This is a genomic window from Streptomyces sp. NPDC045955 (assembly GCF_056430805.1).
Genome location: NZ_JBWKKY010000019.1, coordinates 89,992 through 108,206, shown reverse-complemented (window position 1 = coordinate 108,206; position 18,215 = coordinate 89,992). Strand labels below are relative to the sequence as shown.

General features: G+C 71.2%; 14 protein-coding genes and 2 pseudogenes. 10 read left to right on the top strand and 6 right to left on the bottom strand.

What is annotated here, in order from left to right; translation table 11 throughout:
• The first annotated feature begins 169 nt into the window (after positions 1-169).
• On the top strand, positions 170-1,831 hold the full coding sequence (locus tag AC07F0_RS31420; RefSeq protein ID WP_478983385.1) for a rhamnogalacturonan lyase B N-terminal domain-containing protein: 1,662 nt from the start codon (positions 170-172) through the stop codon (positions 1,829-1,831).
• 18 nt (positions 1,832-1,849) lie between these two features.
• Here AC07F0_RS31420 and AC07F0_RS31415 read toward each other — a convergent pair whose 3' ends face one another.
• On the bottom strand, positions 1,850-3,259 hold the full coding sequence (locus AC07F0_RS31415) for an RICIN domain-containing protein (protein WP_478983415.1): 1,410 nt from the start codon (positions 3,257-3,259) through the stop codon (positions 1,850-1,852).
• 1 nt (position 3,260) lies between these two features.
• Entirely contained in the window at positions 3,261-4,358 is a 1,098-nt protein-coding gene (locus tag AC07F0_RS31410) for a glycoside hydrolase family 43 protein (protein ID WP_478983384.1), read from the bottom strand.
• A gap of 284 nt (positions 4,359-4,642) precedes the next feature.
• Between AC07F0_RS31410 and AC07F0_RS31405 the strand changes: the two genes are divergently transcribed.
• The 3 genes and pseudogenes from AC07F0_RS31405 to AC07F0_RS31395 all read left to right on the top strand — a co-directional run.
• Positions 4,643-5,602, top strand: coding sequence for an expansin EXLX1 family cellulose-binding protein (locus tag AC07F0_RS31405; protein WP_478983383.1), 960 nt, complete (start codon positions 4,643-4,645; stop codon positions 5,600-5,602).
• A gap of 62 nt (positions 5,603-5,664) precedes the next feature.
• On the top strand, positions 5,665-7,773 hold the full coding sequence (locus tag AC07F0_RS31400; protein WP_478983382.1) for an autotransporter-associated beta strand repeat-containing protein: 2,109 nt from the start codon (positions 5,665-5,667) through the stop codon (positions 7,771-7,773).
• Positions 7,774-8,217: 444 nt separating this feature from the next.
• Positions 8,218-8,892, top strand: a pseudogene (locus AC07F0_RS31395) (IS200/IS605 family accessory protein TnpB-related protein); the annotation flags it as partial.
• 22 nt (positions 8,893-8,914) lie between these two features.
• Here AC07F0_RS31395 and AC07F0_RS31390 read toward each other — a convergent pair.
• Positions 8,915-10,030 (bottom strand): aminoglycoside phosphotransferase family protein, encoded by a 1,116-nt coding sequence (locus tag AC07F0_RS31390; protein ID WP_478983381.1) that lies wholly within the window; start codon positions 10,028-10,030, stop codon positions 8,915-8,917.
• Positions 10,031-10,039: 9 nt separating this feature from the next.
• Complete coding sequence (locus AC07F0_RS31385) at positions 10,040-11,428, bottom strand: amino acid permease (protein ID WP_478983380.1); 1,389 nt, start codon at positions 11,426-11,428, stop codon at positions 10,040-10,042.
• 132 nt (positions 11,429-11,560) lie between these two features.
• Between AC07F0_RS31385 and mmuM the strand changes: the two genes are divergently transcribed.
• From mmuM to AC07F0_RS31365, 4 genes are all read left to right on the top strand, one after another.
• The gene (mmuM, locus tag AC07F0_RS31380; RefSeq protein WP_478983379.1) at positions 11,561-12,472 is read left to right on the top strand and encodes a homocysteine S-methyltransferase; all 912 of its coding nucleotides are present in this window, start codon (positions 11,561-11,563) and stop codon (positions 12,470-12,472) included.
• Between the two features lie 181 nt (positions 12,473-12,653).
• The gene (locus AC07F0_RS31375) at positions 12,654-13,712 is read left to right on the top strand and encodes a LacI family DNA-binding transcriptional regulator (RefSeq protein WP_478983378.1); all 1,059 of its coding nucleotides are present in this window, start codon (positions 12,654-12,656) and stop codon (positions 13,710-13,712) included.
• Positions 13,713-13,869: 157 nt separating this feature from the next.
• Positions 13,870-14,586 (top strand): hypothetical protein, encoded by a 717-nt coding sequence (locus AC07F0_RS31370; protein WP_478983377.1) that lies wholly within the window; start codon positions 13,870-13,872, stop codon positions 14,584-14,586.
• Positions 14,523-15,062, top strand: a complete 540-nt coding sequence (locus AC07F0_RS31365; protein ID WP_478983376.1) for a hypothetical protein — start codon at positions 14,523-14,525, stop codon at positions 15,060-15,062. The genes AC07F0_RS31370 and AC07F0_RS31365 overlap by 64 nt, the downstream gene beginning before the upstream one ends.
• Positions 15,063-15,124: 62 nt before the next feature.
• On the opposite strand, the pseudogene AC07F0_RS31360 reads toward AC07F0_RS31365, so the two are convergent.
• Positions 15,125-15,565 (bottom strand): annotated as a pseudogene (locus tag AC07F0_RS31360) (ATP-binding protein); the annotation flags it as partial.
• An 85-nt stretch (positions 15,566-15,650) separates the two neighbouring features.
• On the opposite strand from AC07F0_RS31360, the gene AC07F0_RS31355 reads away from it, so the two are divergent.
• A complete protein-coding gene (locus AC07F0_RS31355; RefSeq protein WP_478983375.1) occupies positions 15,651-16,484 on the top strand; it encodes a helix-turn-helix domain-containing protein in 834 nt (277 codons plus the stop codon).
• On the top strand, positions 16,481-16,669 hold the full coding sequence (locus AC07F0_RS31350) for a DUF397 domain-containing protein (protein WP_436727646.1): 189 nt from the start codon (positions 16,481-16,483) through the stop codon (positions 16,667-16,669). Before AC07F0_RS31355 ends, AC07F0_RS31350 begins: the two co-directional genes overlap by 4 nt.
• Here the strand turns inward: AC07F0_RS31350 and AC07F0_RS31345 are convergent.
• Positions 16,617-18,161, bottom strand: a complete 1,545-nt coding sequence (locus AC07F0_RS31345) for a carboxylesterase/lipase family protein (protein WP_478983374.1) — start codon at positions 18,159-18,161, stop codon at positions 16,617-16,619. The two genes, AC07F0_RS31350 and AC07F0_RS31345, sit on opposite strands and share 53 nt — an antisense overlap.
• Positions 18,162-18,215: the final 54 nt, after the last annotated feature.

The following is an 18,215-nucleotide window of genomic DNA, read 5'->3' as shown; positions in this document are numbered from 1 at the left end:
ACAAGGCTTGGCGGCTGAACGTATCGCCTCTGGCAAGCGCTTTCTAGACCTAGGCCCGATTTCCCGAGGATCCTGCCTACGCGGCTGCGAAAGCCCTTTCGCGAAATCGATTCAACTGTCACTCTCGCTCTCGCCCGCAACCCCCCACCTCCCGAAGGAGGCACCCCCCATGCCCGGATCCGTGAACAGACCGGTCCGCCGCCGCGCCTTCGTCCTCGGCGCCACCGCCGCCGCCGGCACGGCCCTCACCGGCACGGCACACGCAGCCGGCTTCGGCTGGAGCGACGACGGCTCCACCTACGTCGTCGACACCGGCGCCCAACTGGTCTTCAAGGTGAGCAAGTCCACCGGCGACCTGACCTCCCTGGTCTACCGGGGCACGGAGTACCAGGGCTACGGCGGCATGAACTCGCACATCGAGTCCGGCCTCGGCGCCTCCACCGTGAGCATCGGGCAGTCCGGCTCGACGATCCTCGTCTCGGTCACGCACGGCACGCTCCGGCACTACTACGCGGCCCGCAGCGGCGAGAACAACGTCTACCTGTGGACGAACAAGGCCGACACGTCCGTCTCCGCGACCCGGTACATCGTGCGCGTGAAGAAGGGCGCGTTCCTCAACGACGAGCCCGACTCGTACACGTACGCGCCCACCGCCATCGAGGCCTCGGACGTGTTCCGCAAGTCCGACGGGCAGACCCGCTCCAAGCACTACTCCAAGCGGCGCGTCATGGACTACGACCACATCGGCTGGTCTTCCGGCGGCGTCGGCCTGTGGATGGTGCGCAGCAACCACGAGAAGGCCTCCGGCGGCCCCTTCTACCGCTCGCTGCTGCGCCACCAGAGCGCGGACGGCGGCGGCCTGTACGAGATCCTCCACTACGGCCAGAACCAGACCGAGGACCAGCGGTTCGGCCTCCAGGGCCCGTATGTGATCGCCTTCACGGACGGCGGGGCGCCCTCCTCGGGATTGTTCCCGGGCACGCTGACCACGCCGTGGGCCGACTCGCTCGGCATCGCCGGGTACGTGCCGGCGAGCGGCCGTGGCAAGGTGGCGGGGGTCGGGATATCCGGGCGGAACACCGCGTACCCGTACACGGTCGGGCTGGCCAACGCGGCCGCGCAGTACTGGGGTTCGGCGCGTGCCTCGGACGGCTTCTTCTCCATCACGGGTGTGCTGCCGGGCACGTACACGCTGACCGTCTTCAAGGGCGAACTGGCGGTGTACACCACGTCGGTGAGCGTGTCGGCGGGCGGCACGACCACCCTGAACACGATCGCCATCCCGTCCTCCAACGACCCGTCCCACGCGAGCGCGATCTGGCGGATCGGCGACTGGAACGGCACGCCGGGCGGGTTCAAGAACGCGGACCTGATGACGTACGCGCATCCGTCCGACGTACGGGCCGCGTCCTGGACGGGGAACGTCGTCGTCGGCGACGGCGAGACCGCGGCCTTCCCCTGCTACCTCTGGAAGGACGTCAACAGCGGGATCCTGGTGTACTTCCGGCTGACGGCGGCCCAGGCGGCGGCCGCGCACACCCTGCGCATCGGGGTGACGACGGCGTACGCCAACGGCCGCCCGCAGGTGACGGTGAACGATGCCTGGACATCCGCCGTCCCCTCCCCGCCCACCCAGCCGAACACCCGGTCGCTGACCAACGGTTCGTACCGCGGCAACAACCACACGTTCACGTACAGCGTCCCGGCGTCCGCCTGGAAGACGGACGCGAGCCAGTACAACGTGCTCAGGATCGACGTGGTGAGCGGGTCGGGGACGACCGGCTTCCTCAGTGCGGGGACGGCGATCGACGCGATCGACCTGCTGACGTAGGGGCCGACCCGGCGATTGTCAGGTACCGCGCGTCCACTGCTGGTTGGTGCCCCCGTTGCACGTGTACGTGATGAGCGCGGCGCCGTTGGCGGTGGACGCGCCGTTCACGTCCAGGCACTCGCCGGTCGCACGCGACCTGACGTTCACGTACGAGCCGGTGGTGGTCAGCGACCACTGCTGGCTCGTCGCGGAGGAGCAGTTCTCCTGCGTGACCGTGCTCGCGTTCTCCTGCACGCACAGGGAGCTGTTCCTGACCATCAGCTGGTAGTAACCGCTTCCGACGGACTTGAACCAGTACTTCTGGTGGGTGCCGCCGTTGCAGTCGTACTGCTTCAGCTGGGCGCCCGCCCAGAGCGACTGGCTGGTCACGTCCGCGCACTTGGAGGAGTGGCGGGCGATGAGGGTGTTGTACGTGGCGCTCGTGCCGGAGACGGTTCCGGCGGCCGTGTCGATGGTGACCTCGGGTGACCAGGACATGGCCATCGTGGTCGAGTTGGAAAAGGTCAGCGGCAGCCAGACGTACCGCGAATCGTTGACGGTCCCGCCGAAGGAATTGCCCCAGCGGTCGCCCAGGTAGAGGTACGAGGTGCCGGAAGTGCCCTGGACCGGCAGCACGAACGCGGTCTGCGAGCCGTAGGCCGTCGAGTCGCCGATGTTCTTCATGGCCGACCAGGGTCCGGCGATGCTGGTGGCCGTGGCGTACTGCTGCTGGTTGGGGTTCCAGCCCGTGGCGCCCGAGGTCAGCATGAAGTACACGCCGTTCCGCTTGAACAGGGCCGGGGCCTCGCGGTGGCCGCCCGGCCAGGGGTTGGCGACCAGGCTCGCGATACCGGTGTAGTCGGCGGTGAGGCGGTAGATCTGGAGGTCGTAGTTCTCGCGGGCGGCGGAGACCATGTACCCGGCGCCGTCGGTGTCGACGAAGACCGTGATGTCGCGGGACATGTGCTGGCCGAGCGGACGGAAACTGCCCTTCCATGTGTAGTTGCCGTCGACGGTGTCGGAGACGGCGACGGCCGCGCGGGCCTCGCTGTAGTCGGTGCCGTTCTCCTTGTGCATCCACATCACGAACTTGCCGGTGGACGCGTTGTACATGACCTTCGGCCGCTCGATGTTGGCGGTCGCCAGCTCGGGGTCGCTGGCCTCGGTCAGGACGTGGTTGCGGAACTCCCAGTTCTTCAGGTCCGTCGAGCGGTAGGCGTCGACGTACCGGAAGGTGTTGTCGGCGTTGCGGTGCTCGCCGAACCAGTAGTAGTACGAGCCGACCTTGAGGACCCCGCCGCCGTGCGCGTGGACCGGGTTGCCGGAAGTGTCCTTGAACTGGGTGCCGTTGGTGATGAGCTGGGGTGCGGCCTGGGCGGGGCCGGCGGTGGCGAGGGCGCCGAACAGGCCCAGGCACAGGGCGAGGAGGAGCGCGTACGCACGTCTCATCTCAGTCACCCGCCTTCACGGTGTCGGCGACCGGGATGCCGAAGTCCGGGGTGCCGTCGGGCTTCCAGCCGAACTTCTGGACGCGGGTGTGGCGGTTGGGGTCGTTCAGCGGGTCGCCGTTGATCTCCTTGTACTGGCGGGCGTGGTAGACGAGGACGTCGGTGCGGCCGTCCTCGGCGACGGTGAAGCAGTTGTGGCCGGGGCCGTACTGCTTGGTGGTGTCGTTGCTGGTGAAGACCGGCGTCGGCGACTTGGACCAGCTCATCGGGTCCAGGAGGTGACTGTCGGCGTCCGCCGTCAGCAGGCCCATGCAGTAGTTGAAGTCGGTGGCGCTGGCCGAGTACGTCATGAAGAGGCGGCCGTTGCGCTTGAGGACGTACGGGCCCTCGTTGACCTTGAAGCCGATGCACTCCCAGTCGTACTCGGGGGTGGAGAGCCGGACCTGGGATCCCTTCAGGGTCCAGGGGTTCGCCATCTCGGACAGGAAGATGCCGGTGTTGTTGTCCAGTCCGGGCTCGTGCTGCGCCCAGGCGAGGTAGCGCTTGCCCCGGTGGGTGAAGGTGGTGGCGTCCAGGGAGAACGTTTCCCAGGCCGTCTTCACCTGGCCCTTCTCCACCCAGGTGCCCTTGAAGGGGTTGGGATGGGCGTTCTCCAGCACCCATATGCGGATCGCCCACACGTCCTCGGCGGGCGCGGAGGCGAAGTAGATGTACCACTTGCCGCCGATGCGGTGCAGTTCGGGCGCCCAGATGTGCGCGCCCATGTTGCCCGTGGGGTGGGCGCGCCAGATCACGGACTCGTCCGCCGTGCCCAGGCCGTTCAGGGTGCGGGAGCGGCGCAGGATGATGCGGTCGTACTCGGGGGCGGTGGCGGTGAAGTAGTAGAAGCCGTCCTTGTGCCGGTTGATGTGCGGGTCGGCGCGGTTGCGGACGAGCGGGTTCACGAAGGGTGCCGGCTTCGGGGGCCTGGCGGGGGTGGCGGCCTGGGCCACACCCGGGACGGCGGGGACGGCGGCCAGGGCACCGGCGGCTGCGGCGCCCTTCAGCAGCAGTCTGCGGCTGGGGGGTTCGGGCAGAGCGTGGTCGCGGTCGCGGCTCATGCGGTGGGGCCTGCCTCTCACTGGGGGACACACGGCGTTGCCTGATGCGTCGTTTGACACGTCGCCTGATGCGTCGTCTGATGCGTCACTTGATGTGTCGTCTGGCATTTCGAACAGCATCTGTCATTACGAACGCCGAAAAGGTAAGGGTGTGCCACCAGGAGGTCAACGGGTCTGGCGGGACGAAGAGGGACGGCTGCGGGAATGGGGGCAACCTTTCCGGCCCCGGCGGCGACTGGTGGGTCGAAAGCGCGTATGCCCCTGAACCACGTAAGGACGCAACCGTGGCATCCCACTCCCGCCGCCGTCCCCACCGCAAGCGGCGAACGGCCCTCGGCCTCGCCGTCGCCATGGCAGCGGTGGGAGTTCTGCTGTCCCTGGTGATGGCACTCCGCCCCGACAGCGAGCAGAACGCCGTGCGAGCCGCTGCCGAGCCCGCCGCCGGCAACCGGTCGAGTGCCCCGGCCGCGACACCGGAACAGAGGGCCGAACCGAGCCCGAAACAGAAGCCGAAGCCGAAGCCGTCCAAGGCCTCCCCGACGCCGACCGCGACCACCCCGTCGGCACGGCCCTCGCCCACCGGCGCCCCGCGGTCCTCACCGCGGCCGGCGTCCGGCACGGCACCGCTGGCGGGACGTATCCAGCCCCAGGTCACCTACAAGGGGGTCGCCACCCACTACGACGCCGCGGACGGCGACGGAGCCTGCCTGTACGGCCCGAGCCCCGATCTCATGGTCGCGGCGATGAACCACACCGACTACGAGACGTCCAAGGCGTGCGGGGCGTACATCCTCGTCCGCGCGGCGAACGGCGCCTCCGTCACGGTCCGGATCACCAACGAATGCCCACTGCCCTGCGCCCCCGGCCAGCTCGACCTCAGCAAAGAGGCCTTCGCGAAACTCGCCGGCCTCTCCGCCGGCCGGATCCCGGTGACCTGGAGCCTGCTGAGCCCGGGCACGTCCGACACCGTCTCGATCCGCTACAAGACCGGCTCCAGCAGCCACTGGTGCGGCATCCAGGCGCTCGGTCACCGCAACCCGCTCGCCCGGCTGGAGGTCAGGACGGGCAGCGGCTGGAGCCGGCTGACCCGGACCGAGTACAACTACTTCCTCTCCCCCGCCGGCACGGGCTGCGGCGGCCCCCTGAGGCTCACCGATATCTATGGCGAACAGCTCACCGTCGAGGGCGTCGCGATCCGCCCGGACGTCAAACAGTCGACGCGAGTGCAGTTCGCCCGGCACTGAGCGGTCGGACGGCAACCGCCGATTTTCTGTTATCGGCCGCCCGTCGCCCGCGTCTCCCCTCCGTGCGCAGACTCACCCACACCACAGCAGCGGCCGCCGGAGTCCTCGCGGCGGTCGTCTCCCTGCTCGTCGCTCCCCCGGCGGCGGCCGCCGGGGCCCGGGACGTCACCGCCGACGTGCTGGCCGGCCGGGACGTGACGCTCACGGGCGACACCGTCGTCACCGTGCCGCCGGGGACGACGACGTACGACGGCGTGTTCCGCGGCGAGGGGACGCTCACGGTGCGCGGCAGCGGGACCCTGGTCCTCACCAGGGACAGCGACTTCACGCTCCCCGAGTCGCAGCGACGGCAGCGGGTGCGGACGGCGGGCGGGAACCACCCGTACGTCACCGTCACCCGCCCCGACCCGCCGGCGGTCACGGTGGCGCGCGGTGCGACGCTCCAGTACGGCGACGGCGGTACGACCGGACTGATCGGCCGCTTCCCGTACGACACCCCGGCGTTCCGCCTGAACCAGGACAACATCCGGGTCGACGGCACGCTGCGGCTGTCACTGAGGAGCGCGTACAACCTCGGCACCATCAGCGGCTCCGGGCTGATCACCCAGCCGAGGTTCCTCTGGGGCACCTGGGATCTGTCGGGCACCCACTCCTTCTCCGGGGTGATCGACAACGGCACACAGCTGAACGCGGGCCGCCCGGAGTACGCGACCTCGCTCCCGAACGTTCGCAAGGTCCTCAACCAGGGCACCTGGACGGTCGACACGCCGCTCGGCCGGACCGTCACGATGGGCATGGACTTCTACCAGCGCGAGTACGGCAGCGACATCAACGTCCAGTCGCGGCCCGGCGGCAAGGTCGTCCTCACCGGCCAGTACAGCTGGTCGGACCGGGGCGGCGACAGCGACCCGTCGCTCAGCGACCCGGCCCTCAACTGGACGCCCGCCCGCAAGAACGTCAACAAACGCGGCACCAACATCAAGGGCGCGAACGTCCAGTGGGGCGACGGCACGACCGACAAGATCTTCATGCCGGGCACCGCCGAGACGGTCTACATCAACCTCCTGGCCGCCCGCTCCCGTTCCCGCCTCACCTTCGACTACGACGGCCCGGTGACGCTCGGCGCCCCCATCGGCGGCGGCAGGTTCCACGACACCCTCTCGGCCCCCGGCGCCGGCGACATCGTCATCGCCGGAACCCCCGGCAACGACGTGACCTTCGCGGCCGTCCAGTACTACGACGGCTCGACGACTGTCGAGAAGGGCGCGGTGCTCCGGCTGGGCAGCGGGAAGCGGGGCGGGGACAGCGGGCTGTACACGGCGGGCGGCCACTACAAGGTCGTCAACGACGGCTCACTCGTCCTGCGCAACACGAAGCGGCCTCTCGCCCTCTCCCGCATCGGCGGCAGCGGCTCGCTCACCCAGGCGGGAGCCGCTACGACGACCCTGACGGGGCCCGCCGTCACATACACCGGGACGACCACCGTCTCCAGGGGCACGCTGGCCCTGCGCGAGGGCGCCACGCTCACGCACAGCAGGGCCATACGCCTCACGGCGGCCGGGGCCCGGCTGGACGCGGGCCCGGCGGGCCTGCGCGTCGCGACCACGCTCACCGGCAAGGGCACGGTCACGGGAGCGGTGACGAACGACGGTGCCGTCACGACCGGCCTCACCGTGAACGGCGCCTACACCCAGAGCTCCGAGGGCACCCTGGTCCTGCGGGACGAGCCGTTGCAGGTGACCGGGCCCGTGCGGCTGGCCGGGGACCTGGACGTCTCGGCCCTCGGGGGCCAGGGCCGGCCGGCTCGTGAGGTCACCATCCTCGAACACAAGGGCGACGGCAGGATCTCGGGAACGTTCAAGGGGCTGCGGCAGGGCGCCCGTCTGAAGCTGGGCGACATCACCTACCGCATCGACTACCGGGCCGGGGACGGGAACGACGTCGCCCTGACCGCCGGAACCGTCCCGAGCCCCTCCCCCACCGCGCCCGGGGCGTCCGCGTCCGGCCCCGTGGCACCCCGGAGCGCCGGCGCGTCGGAGGACGCCGGCTTCGGCTGGTGGCCGTACGCACTCGGGCTGGGCCTCGTCGTCAGCCTCGCCGTGCCGGTGGTGACGCGGCGCGGCCGGCGGCACCGTGGCGGCGGCCGGCACGCGGGCCGCGCACGGCGGTGAGGCTCACAGCTCGGACTCGCCCCACGACGTGACGACCGCGTGGTCGCCGACGGACACCCGGCCCGGCCGCAGCACGGCGAACTTCGCGCCGAAGGCGACGCCGCCCTCGCCCTAGTCGATGCCCTGATAGGCCGTTCCGACCGGGTCGACCTTCCGCCGGGCACCGGAGGTGTCCACGCGAAGGTGCAGGGCTTCGGTCTGCGGCGCGCTGAGCGTGAGGCGTTCGCCGTCGGCCGTGACGGCCGGCTGGAACGGCCAGCCGGGGATCCCGGCGCTGGGTCCGGTATACGCCTTCCTCGCTGACGACCAGGTGCGGTCGACCGGAGGGCGTGGGCGGGCCCCGATGGAAGGGAACGAGAGTCTGCGTATCGAATGCGTGACCTTGGCGTGTGGGGTTCGTTGGGTGGGTGAACGGGTTGTTCGATGCCGGGCCGGGGGTGACGGGTGGGTGGGCTGCGGGAGGTGGCGGCGCCGTTTGTGGTGTCCGGCCCTTCGGGGGTGGCGATCCGGGCCCGGTTGCGGGTGTCGGAGGCGGACGCGGCTGTGTTGGCCGAGGTCGGCAGGTTCCTGGGTGCGCTGGCGTCCCGGGATCTCGCAGCACGCTCCCGGCAGGGTCTGGCTCACGATGCCGCCATGTGGGCCGCTCGTAAGCGGGAGCTGACCGGGAGTTCGTCGGCGCGGTGGGCGGGTAGCATCACCAAGGCCACCCATGACCAGTGGGCGCTGGCCCGGCGTGGCCAATCGGCCGAGCTGGTGTGGCTGCGTGGGCAGATCGCCTCGATCGAGGCCCGGCTGGCCCGCCCGCTGGGCGCCAAGGCGCACAAACGCGAAGGACTGGTGCGCGGGTACGGCTCGCGGGCGGAGTGGCACGCCAAGTCCCGCCGCCTGCACACGCTGAAGGACCGGCTCGCCGGTCTGGAGGCGGACTGGGCGGCGGGCCGGGTGCACGTGGTGCGGGGCGGCAAGCAGCTCGCTCATCTGCGTCACCACCTGGGCCAGGCCGGGCTGGAGGAGGCGGCCTGGCGGGATCGGTGGCGGGCGGCGCGGATGTTCCTGGCCGCCGACGGGGAGTCCGGCAAACGCTTCGGCAACGAGACCATGCCCTTCCCCTCTCCCGGCAGTGCGCCTCACGCATCCGCCGTCAGCGGCCGCTCGGCGCCTCCGTGAAGCCCAGCCGAGGCGCCAGCAGCCGGGCCTCTCTCGCCCAGCCGGCGAGGAAGGCGAGGGTCAGACCGCGTTCGCGGTAGCGGAGTTCAGCGTGGACGGCGCCCTGGGCGCCGTAGTCCACCTGCTCGTCGTCGGCCCGGGCGAGCATCAGCGCGGTGAGCCAGTCGTACTTCACGGCCGAGGCGCACACGCCGAGCCGGACGAGCCGTTCGTCTCCGCGCCAGCCGCTGACGCGCAGGCCGTGCAGGTAGGCGTCGTACGCCGCCTTGGCCAGGCCGGGGAGGTCGGCGGCGGGGACGAACAGGTCGAAGACGCAGTCGGGGAGGTAGTTGCCGAGGTCCTCGCCGAGCGCGCCTTCCCCGGCGAACGCCCAGTCGAGAACGACACTGTCGCGGCCGTCGGAGCGGACGTTGGCCGGCCAATGGTCGAGATGGCAGAAGGCGCGCGGCAGGGCCTCCATGACCGTGAGGAACCACTCGCGGTCGTGGTGGAGGCGGACCATGTCCTCGCGCAGGCCCGCCGGGAAGTGCTCCCGGACCAGGGGGTGTCGCCAGGCCTCGTCGTCATCCAGCAGGTCCTGGCCCGTCGTCTTGCCGGCCGTGTAGTCGCGCAGGAAGCGCTGCGACAGCCACGGCCGGTCCTCTCCCGCTCCCACCGCGCCCTGCGCGGCCCCGAGCCGGTGCGCGTGCTCCACGTGCCGGTCGAGCGGCCAGGCCGTCGCCGGTTCGCCCTGCACGTCCTCCAGCCACAACGCCAGGTCACCGCCGGGGCGTTCGACGCAGGCCAGCAGCCGGGGGGCGCGGATGCCGTGGCGCTGCCAGACCTGGGCGAGACCCGACTGGTAGACGTACGCCTCGCGGCGCCAGAAGTTCCAGTGCCGGGGGTCGTTGGAGGCGGCCCAGGAGACGCCGACCTCCTTGGTCCGCGTCAGCACCTTCAGGACGGCCGACCGGCCGCCGGCGGTGACCCGCCAGACCCCGGCCGTGACGCCGTTCCACGGATTGTGCGTGAGCGGCTCGAACACCGCCTTCTCCGCCGGGACTCCCAGGACCTCACGTACTTCGGCATCAGCGACAGCGACCTCGGGCATGCCCCGATGCTATGCCCGCTGGGAACCCGGCGCCTCCGTCTTGTCCTTGCGTCCCCGCAGCCACACGTACACCGGAATCCCGGCGAACAGGAACAGCACACCCTGGTAGACGGCGGCGTATCCGGCGCCCGCGATCAGCCAGAACGAGAAACCGAAGGAGAGGACGGCGACGATCAGGTCGCGGACCAGGCCGGCGGGGCGGACCCGGTCTCCCGTGCCGCGGGCCAGCCAGTACAGCTGGGCGGCGGCTGACAGCAGGTACGGAACGCAGCCGGTGAACGTGGTGATCAGGACGAGGACGCGGAACGTGGTGTCCGGGCCCGCCGTGTAGTTGAGGGCGATGAGGAGCGTGCCGAGGACCGCGCAGGCCCAGACGCCGAAGCCGGGCACGCCGCCCTTGCCGACCCGGGCGAAGGGTGCGGGGAAGAGGCCGTCGCGGGCGGCGGCGTACGGCATCTGCGCGGCCATGAGGATCCAGCCGTTGAGGCAGCCGGTGATCGAGACGACGGCGACCAGGGCGATGGCCGTGCCGCCCCAGGAGCTGCCGGTGAGGGCGTTCACCGCGTCGGCGAACGGGGCGCCGGAGTCGACGAGTTCGCCGTGCGGGACGAGGCCGAACACCGCGACCGTGCCCAGGATGTAGACCAGGGCCGACGCCAGCGTGCCGAGGACGCTCGCCCGGACGACCGTGCGCTCGGGATCGCGGACCTCGCCGGCGCTGACGGCGGCCGACTCGACGCCGAGGAAGCTGTACAGCAGCAGCGCGGCGGAGGCGGCCAGCGCGCCGGAGACGCTCTGACCGGAGGCGTTGAACGGACCGAAGTTGTCCGCGTCGACGAAGAACAGGCCGACCGTGGCGAGCAGGAGCAGCGGCACGAACTTCAGGACGGTGGAGACGACCTGCACCGCGCCGACCCAGCGGGTGCCCGCGAAGTTGGCGGCGGCGGGCAGCCACAGGGCTGCCATGGCCACGGCGGCCTGGAAGACGTGGTTGCCGTGCAGGGGTATCAGGACGTCGACGTAGCCGACGACCGCGACGGCCAGGGCGGCGATGCTGACCCAGCACATCGTCCAGTACGACCAGGCCGACAGGAACCCGGCGAAATCGCCGAACGCGTCCCGCGGGTAGACGTACAGCCCGCCCGTGACCGGGCTGCGCCGCGCCAGCTTGCCGAAGAGCAGCGCGAGGGCGACCGCGCCGACCGAGAGCACGACGAAGGCGAGCAGGCTGATCGTGCCGTAGGGGGCGACGGTGGCGGGGAGGGCGAAGATGCCGCCGCCGATGATGTTGCCCATGACGAGGGCCGTGGCGGCGGCCAGGCCGAAGGTGCGGCGCGGCGGGGGCGCCGGGGCCGGCTCGACGGGTTCGGCGGTCTCGGCGGAGCGGGGGACGGTCATGGGCGTTCCTGACGAGCGGAGAGGGGGGAGAGCCGTGATCGTAACCCGCCGTCCCACATGTTGGGCAATCTGTTCATGTACTGGACACACTCGGCTGGGGTCCGGCGCCGGATCTGGACTACGGTCGTCCGTATGACCAGCACCCTCACCCTCGCCGAAGCCCTCACCGCGGGGACGGTCGTCCTCGACGGCGGCCTGTCCAACCAGCTCGAGTCGGCCGGGCACGACCTGAGCGACGAGCTGTGGTCGGCGCGGCTGCTCGCGCAGCAGCCGGAGGCGATCACGGAGGCGCATCTCGCCTACTTCCGGGCGGGCGCGGACGTGGCGATCACCGCCAGCTACCAGGCCACGTTCGAGGGCTTCGCCAAGCGCGGCATCGACCACGACCGGGCAGCGGAACTCATGGCCCTCAGCGTTGAGTTGGCCCGGGACGCGGCCCACCTGGCCCGCGCCTCCCGCCCGTTGTGGGTGGCGGCCTCGGCCGGCCCGTACGGGGCGATGCTCGCGGACGGTTCCGAGTACCGGGGGCGTTACGGCCTCACGGTCGACGAACTGGAGCGCTTCCACCGCCCCCGCCTGGAGGTGCTGGCCGCTGCCCGTCCCGACGTCCTCGCCCTGGAGACGGTCCCCGACGCCGACGAGGCCACGGCCCTGCTGCGGGCGGTGCGCGGGCTCGGGGTGCCGGCCTGGCTGACGTACTCCGTCGCCGGTGGCCGCACCCGCGCCGGGCAGCCGCTGGAGGAGGCCTTCGCGCTGGCCGCCGACGCGGACGAGGTGATCGCGGTCGGCGTGAACTGCTGCGCGCCCGAGGGCGCGGACACCGCCGCCGCGCTCGCGGCCCGGGTCACCGGCAAGCCGGTCGTCGTCTACCCCAACAGCGGCGAGACCTGGGACGCCGGCGCCCGCGCCTGGACGGGCCGTTCCACCTTCAGCGCCGACCAGGTGAAGGGCTGGCGGCAGTCCGGAGCCCGGCTGATCGGCGGCTGCTGCCGGGTGGGCCCGGAGGCGATCGCGGGCATCGCGGGGACGCTGAGGGCGGCGTAGGAGCGGACGGGCTCACCACCGGGCCACCGGTCCGCCTCACACCTCGCCACCGGTCCGCGCACAACCCTCCTCCCCCTCCCCTCAGCACTGCTAGCCTCCGTCCAGGGAACCGGTTGTCATACCGTTGCCGCAGTTCCCGAGGGGTGGGTGCGGACCGGCGCCCGGGAGAGACGAGGCAGTCATGACGAGGAAGAGCGGGGACGCGAGCCGCAGCACCATCCGGGACGTGGCCGCCCGCGCCGGGGTCTCGGCGTCCACGGTGTCCCGGGTGCTCGGCGGCGTGTACCCGGTGAGCGCGGCGACGCGCGGGCGCGTGATGCGGGCGGTCCGTGACCTGGACTATGTGGCGGACGCGCGGGCGAAGGCCATCGCGGGCGTCGGCACCCCCACACTCGCCTTCGTCCTGGAGGACATCACCGGCCCCTCCTTCGCGCACATGGCCCATGGCGTCGAACGCGAGGCGACCCGCCTCGGCCACCTCTGCCTGGTGTGCAGCACGGAGGGCGACGTCCAGCACGAGCTGGAGTTCGTCGAGATGATGCGCGCCCAGCGCGCCGCCGCCGTGATCCTGGTCGGCGGCACCGCCGACACCCCCGAGTACCGCGAACGCACCCACCGCATGGCCGACTCCCTCGCCTCGGCCGGTTCCCGCCTGGTCCTCTGCGGCCGTCCGCCGCTGGACCCCGGCGCCCCGGTCACGGTCATCGAGTACGACAACGAGGGCGGCGCCTACACCCTGGTCGCCCATGTGCTCGCCCAGGGCCACGACCGGGTGCTGTTCCTCGGCGGCCGGACGGACCACACCACCGCCCTGGGCCGCGAACGCGGCTATCTCGCGGCCCACCGGGCCCGGGGCCTGACCCCCGACCCGTCCCTCCTCCTGCACGGCGACTTCACCCGCGACGCGGGCCACCGCCTGATGCAGCAAGCGCTCAAGGACGGCCTGGAGTTCACGGCGGTGGTGGCGGCCACGGACATGGTCGCGGCGGGCGCCCTCACCGCCCTGCACGAGGCGGGCCTGACCGTCCCCGGCGACGTCTCTCTCGCCGGCTACGACGACATCCCCTTCGCCCGCGATCTGCACCCCGCCCTGACGACGGTCCACGTCCCCTACGAGGAACTCGGCCGCCTCGCCGTCCGCACGGCCCTCGAACACACGCCGGGCGCCGCGGACGAACACCTGCTGCTGGGCACTCACGTCGTCGTACGCGACTCGGTGGGGCCGCCGGCCCAGTCGTAGTAGCGCGGGCCCTTCGCGCCGAGTCCGGCGCTGCGGATGAGGCATGCGCTGTCGAGGGGAGACGAATCGGGCGAAACCTGCTGCTCAAGGATGACGATCGGCGCTACCCTGGGCCGACTCCGGCGGGGGGCCGTTCTGGGGCGGAGGGGGCCATTGCATGCGCGACACGCTGATTTCCCGGATCACGACCACGGTCAGTCGCGTCTTCGCCGACCACGACCTCGGTCACTGTCTGGATCCGGAGGCGTTACGGGCGGCCCGCGAACTCAGGGCGTGGCACAGCCGGGAGTGGCCCGGCGGTGTGGATGTCGGCGTCCTCACGGTTGTGGCCTCGCTGCACTGGATGCGCTACCAAGCGCTGCCGCCCGCACTCGCCGAGGAAGATCTCCGTACGGCCCTCCGGCTCTGCCGTGTTCTGTACGACATCGACCCCGGCCTGTTGGCCCCGCCCCTGCGCGCCTTCGTGGAAGAAGGCGACGCTCGCCTGGTGTCCCTGAAGGTCACGGTGCTCAGTGAGGCGGCGGTCGCACGGGCCGAACGGCCCGGTGATACCGCGAGCCGCGTCTCGGCTCTGGACGAGGCGGCTGCCCTGCTCCGGCAGGCACTGGTCATCGCGCAGCCGGTGCCGTCCGAGGTCCTCGTCGCCCGGCACCGGCTGGGAACCGTCCACCGGCTGCGCTTCCAGTGCACCGGCCTGACGGATGACATCGACCGGTTCGGAAACGGCGGATGGCCGAGGCCGCGCTGCTTCCCCAGGACGAGGAGCCCACGCCCGCTGCCGTGCAGCGGGCTGGTGCTGCGGACGCACGGTTGCGACGCTGTTTCCCGGCCGCCGACCATCTGCTGCGGCCCACCGCCCTGGGCAACGTCCTGACCGCCATGGAGGACACCGCCGGGAGGATGTACGGCATGGACGCGGTCGTGGCGTGGCCGCGCCTGTATCCGGTACTCGGTGCCGCCGCACGAGCCGTCGTCGACGACCGCCGAGACAACCTGGATACGTCCGCGCGGCTCACTGTCATGGGGTTCGTCGTCGCCGTGGCGTCGGCCGTTCTGCTGATGCGCTCGGGATGGTGGGCGCTGCTCGCGCTCCTCCCCCTGCCGGTGTCCCTGGTGGCCTACGCGGGCGCCGTCCGGGCCGCGCTCGCCTACGCTGAGGCCGTGCACGTGGCGTTCGACCTCCACCGTTTCGATCTGCTCCGCGCACTGCGACTGCCGGAGCCCTCCGACATGGAAGCGGAGACCAAAGCCAACGAGGCGCTCTGTGACCTGTGGCGACAGGGCATCGCGACATCCCTCGCCTACGAGCACCGCGACCAGGACGCCGAAGCGACCGGGGCGACGGCCTGACAGCATGGCCGACCGGCACGTGTCTCCGAGGACCCGCCACCACCGCAGTGACCCCGGCCTTCGAACTCGCACCACACGATCTTTCCGGGACACCTCGCCCCCACCCCCCACTTGTCCGCCAGCGTCGACACCAGCAGCAGGCCCCGCCCGCCCTCGCAGGGCTCCAGGACGTCCTGCCGCGGCAGCACCGGCACGCCCTCACCACTGTCGTGCACCTCGACCCGTACGCCACCGCCCTCGCCGAACGGCACCAGCCTCAGCAGGAATCCACGGCCGGGCGGCACGCCGTGCACCAGCGCGTTCGTCGCCAGTTCGCTCACACAGAGCAGCACGTCCTCCGCGCGCCCGTAGCCGCCCCAGTCTTGGAGCGCGTCGCGTGCGAACCCGCGTGCGGCCGGAACCGACTGGCGCTCCCGGCGGTAGAACCGCTCGCGGGGGGACGGAGGTTGGAGCAGGAGTGGAGTCTCGTCATTCACGGGACGAGAGTCACACTCCGTGGTCATCATGGAACAGGGCGCGCACTCGTACAGCCTTGTTGTACGTGCGCGCGACAGTGCAAGTACGCGCGCGGGTGGGGAGTTCGCCGCCATGAGCACCACGACACGGTCACGACGGTCACGCAGGAACGCCTCGGCGATGAGGATGGTGGGCGCGCTGCTCGCCCTCTTCCGCGAGGCGGCCGGGTACACGCAGAAGTCCCTCGGGGAGATCTTCGTCGTCGGCGAGCAGCAGATCGCGTCCATCGAGCAGGGCAGACGGCCGTTGAAGATGGATCTCGCGGAGCAGTTGGACCAACTCCTTGATACGAAGGGGGCGTTGGTGGCTGCCTTGTCGGAGATGCCGGAGGTGGATCTCATTCCGTTGTGGGCGGAGGAGTTCCTGGATCGGGAGCGAGAGGCGATCGCGATCTCGTCCTACGAGAACCAGGTGCTGCCGGGCCTGCTCCAGACGGAGCCGTATGCGTGGGCGGTGTTCCGCAGTCGCGTGCCGTTCTACGACGAGGACACGATCGCCCAGTTGGTGGCGGCGCGCATCGAACGCCAGGGGATCCTGCAAGGCAAGAACCCGCCCATCACCTGCTTCGTGGTCTGGGAGCCGGTCTTACGAGCGCCCATCGGCGGCAGGGAGGTCTGGGTCGAGCAGCTGCGGCACCTGCGGGCGTGCTCGGAACTGCCGGGTCTCATGTTCCAGGTCCTGCCGCTGAATCGCACCAGCCACGCCTCCCTCGACGGCCCGTTCGTCCTGCTGGAAACGCCCGAACACCAGCGGCTCGTCTACACGGAGAACCAGCGCGGCAGCCAGCTCATCGCCGACCCGGATGAGGTGGCGATCCTGACGCAGAAGTGTGCGATGCTGCGGTCACAGGCCCTCACTCCCGAGGACACGAGGGACCTGCTGGACCGTCTTCTGGGAGAGGCATGAGCAGCACCGCACCTGAGTGGTTCAAGTCCAGCTACAGCGGCAGCGAGGGCGGCAACTGCGTCGAAGTGTCAGCTCACTCCACCGCAGTCCACATACGCGACAGCAAAACCCCTACCACCCCCCACCTCACGATCACCCCCGCCACCTGGACCGCCTTCCTGTCGGCACTGGCTCCTCAGGAGTGACGGCGGCGGCGTCGGTCGCCCACAGGGCGAGTTCGCGGTCGCGGGGGCCGTACGCCGTGTAGGCCACGCCGTTCTCGGCGTCCGGTGCGCGGTCTCCGAAGACCCGCACCGGGTGGGCCGCGTCCCAGCGTTCCCAGCCCGGGTCGCCGTCCTTGGCGAAGCGCACCCAGGCGGCGTGCATGATGTCGGCCAGTGCCTGCGGGGCGCCTTCCCCGGCCAGTTTGCGGGCCTCCGGGACTTCCCCGGTGTCGAAGACGAAGCCGAGCTCCAGCGCGTGGCAGGAGCCGAGGTCGGGAAGGTTCGAAGGCCAGGCGAACTCGTAGACGTACGACGGCTCCGTACGGGCGTCGGCCAGGTGGTGCAGGGGAATGCGCAGGAGGTGGTCGGTGACCAGCTGGCCGACGATCTCCGCAGTGCCCGCCTCGGGGTGCAGGGCACGGTAGCCGCGTGGGACCTCGCTGCCGCAGTGGCAGCGGGCCATGGCTCCCGCGAACGCGACGGCTCCCAGGCGGTCGACGCGCTCCAGGAGGCCGCCCGGGACCAGCCACAGCCGGTACTCGTCGCGGGTCCAGCCCATCATCAGTTCGACGCCCTCGGCGGCGCCGCCCTCGGTGAGGGCCTGAAGGGGGTCGCGCGGGACGGTGTCGCCGTCGATGACGATGCCGAAGGCGGGGCCGCCGACCACCGGGCTGCTGAGTTTGCCCACCTCGGCCTGGGTGTGCAGCAGCAGGTCGCGGTCGACGGCGGCGAAGGCCTCCGCGGTGGCGGGGATCTTCAGCCGGGACGCCATGCGGCGCACCATCCGCCGTACCTTGGCCCGCTCGGACGCCTCGGGCGGCCCGCTCTGCAGGACCGCCCGCCGGACCAGTCCCTGCGTCTGCGGGGCGGCGATGAGGGCGCCGATGCTGATCGCCCCGGCGGACTGGCCGAAGAGAGTGATGCGGCCGGGGTCGCCGCCGAAGGCCTCGATGGCCTCGTGCACCCAGGTCAGGGCGGCGATCTGGTCGCGCAGGCCCGGGTTCGGGGGCGTGTCCGGGAACAGTCCGTAGCCCTCGACGCCCAGCCGGTAGTTGACGGAGACGCAGACCACGCCGTCGCGGGCGAAGGCGTGACCGTCATAGACGGGGACGGCGGACGAACCCCTGGTCAGGGCGCCACCGTGCAGCCAGACCAGGACAGGGAGGCGGGCTCCGGGATCCGGCTCCGGGGTCCAGATGTTGAGGTTGAGGCAGTCGTCACCCGGCACTACCGGGTCGGAGAGGTAGCGCGCGAAGGCCTCGGAGTACGGGGGTTTCGGCGGGGTGGGGCCGAAGGCGCCGGCGTCGCGGACACCGTCCCAGGGTGGGAGGGGTACGGGCGGGCGGAAACGGCGAGGGCCGAACGGGGGCGCCGCGTACGGGATGCCGCGGAACACCGCGACTCCCCCCTCGTATCTGCCGCGTACGGCCCCGTAGGGGCTCCTGACCACGGGATCCGTCTGGCCTGCCGTCATACGCCCACCAGCCCTTCGCCGCGCTCGTGCACCGGAAACACCAGAGCACCACAT

Excerpts from the sequence above, each read along its gene's own strand:
- AC07F0_RS31350 (WP_436727646.1), top strand. The coding sequence starts at position 16,481 with ATGAGCAGCACCGCACCTGAGTGGTTCAAGTCCAGCTACAGCGGCAGC.
- AC07F0_RS31375 (WP_478983378.1), top strand. The coding sequence starts at position 12,654 with ATGACGAGGAAGAGCGGGGACGCGAGCCGCAGCACCATCCGGGACGTG.
- AC07F0_RS31415 (WP_478983415.1), bottom strand. The coding sequence starts at position 3,259 with ATGAGACGTGCGTACGCGCTCCTCCTCGCCCTGTGCCTGGGCCTGTTC.
- AC07F0_RS31420 (WP_478983385.1), top strand. The coding sequence starts at position 170 with ATGCCCGGATCCGTGAACAGACCGGTCCGCCGCCGCGCCTTCGTCCTC.
- AC07F0_RS31385 (WP_478983380.1), bottom strand. The coding sequence starts at position 11,428 with ATGACCGTCCCCCGCTCCGCCGAGACCGCCGAACCCGTCGAGCCGGCC.
- mmuM (WP_478983379.1), top strand. The coding sequence starts at position 11,561 with ATGACCAGCACCCTCACCCTCGCCGAAGCCCTCACCGCGGGGACGGTC.
- AC07F0_RS31410 (WP_478983384.1), bottom strand. The coding sequence starts at position 4,358 with ATGAGCCGCGACCGCGACCACGCTCTGCCCGAACCCCCCAGCCGCAGA.
- AC07F0_RS31370 (WP_478983377.1), top strand. The coding sequence starts at position 13,870 with ATGCGCGACACGCTGATTTCCCGGATCACGACCACGGTCAGTCGCGTC.
- AC07F0_RS31390 (WP_478983381.1), bottom strand. The coding sequence starts at position 10,030 with ATGCCCGAGGTCGCTGTCGCTGATGCCGAAGTACGTGAGGTCCTGGGA.
- AC07F0_RS31345 (WP_478983374.1), bottom strand. The coding sequence starts at position 18,161 with ATGACGGCAGGCCAGACGGATCCCGTGGTCAGGAGCCCCTACGGGGCC.
- AC07F0_RS31355 (WP_478983375.1), top strand. The coding sequence starts at position 15,651 with ATGAGCACCACGACACGGTCACGACGGTCACGCAGGAACGCCTCGGCG.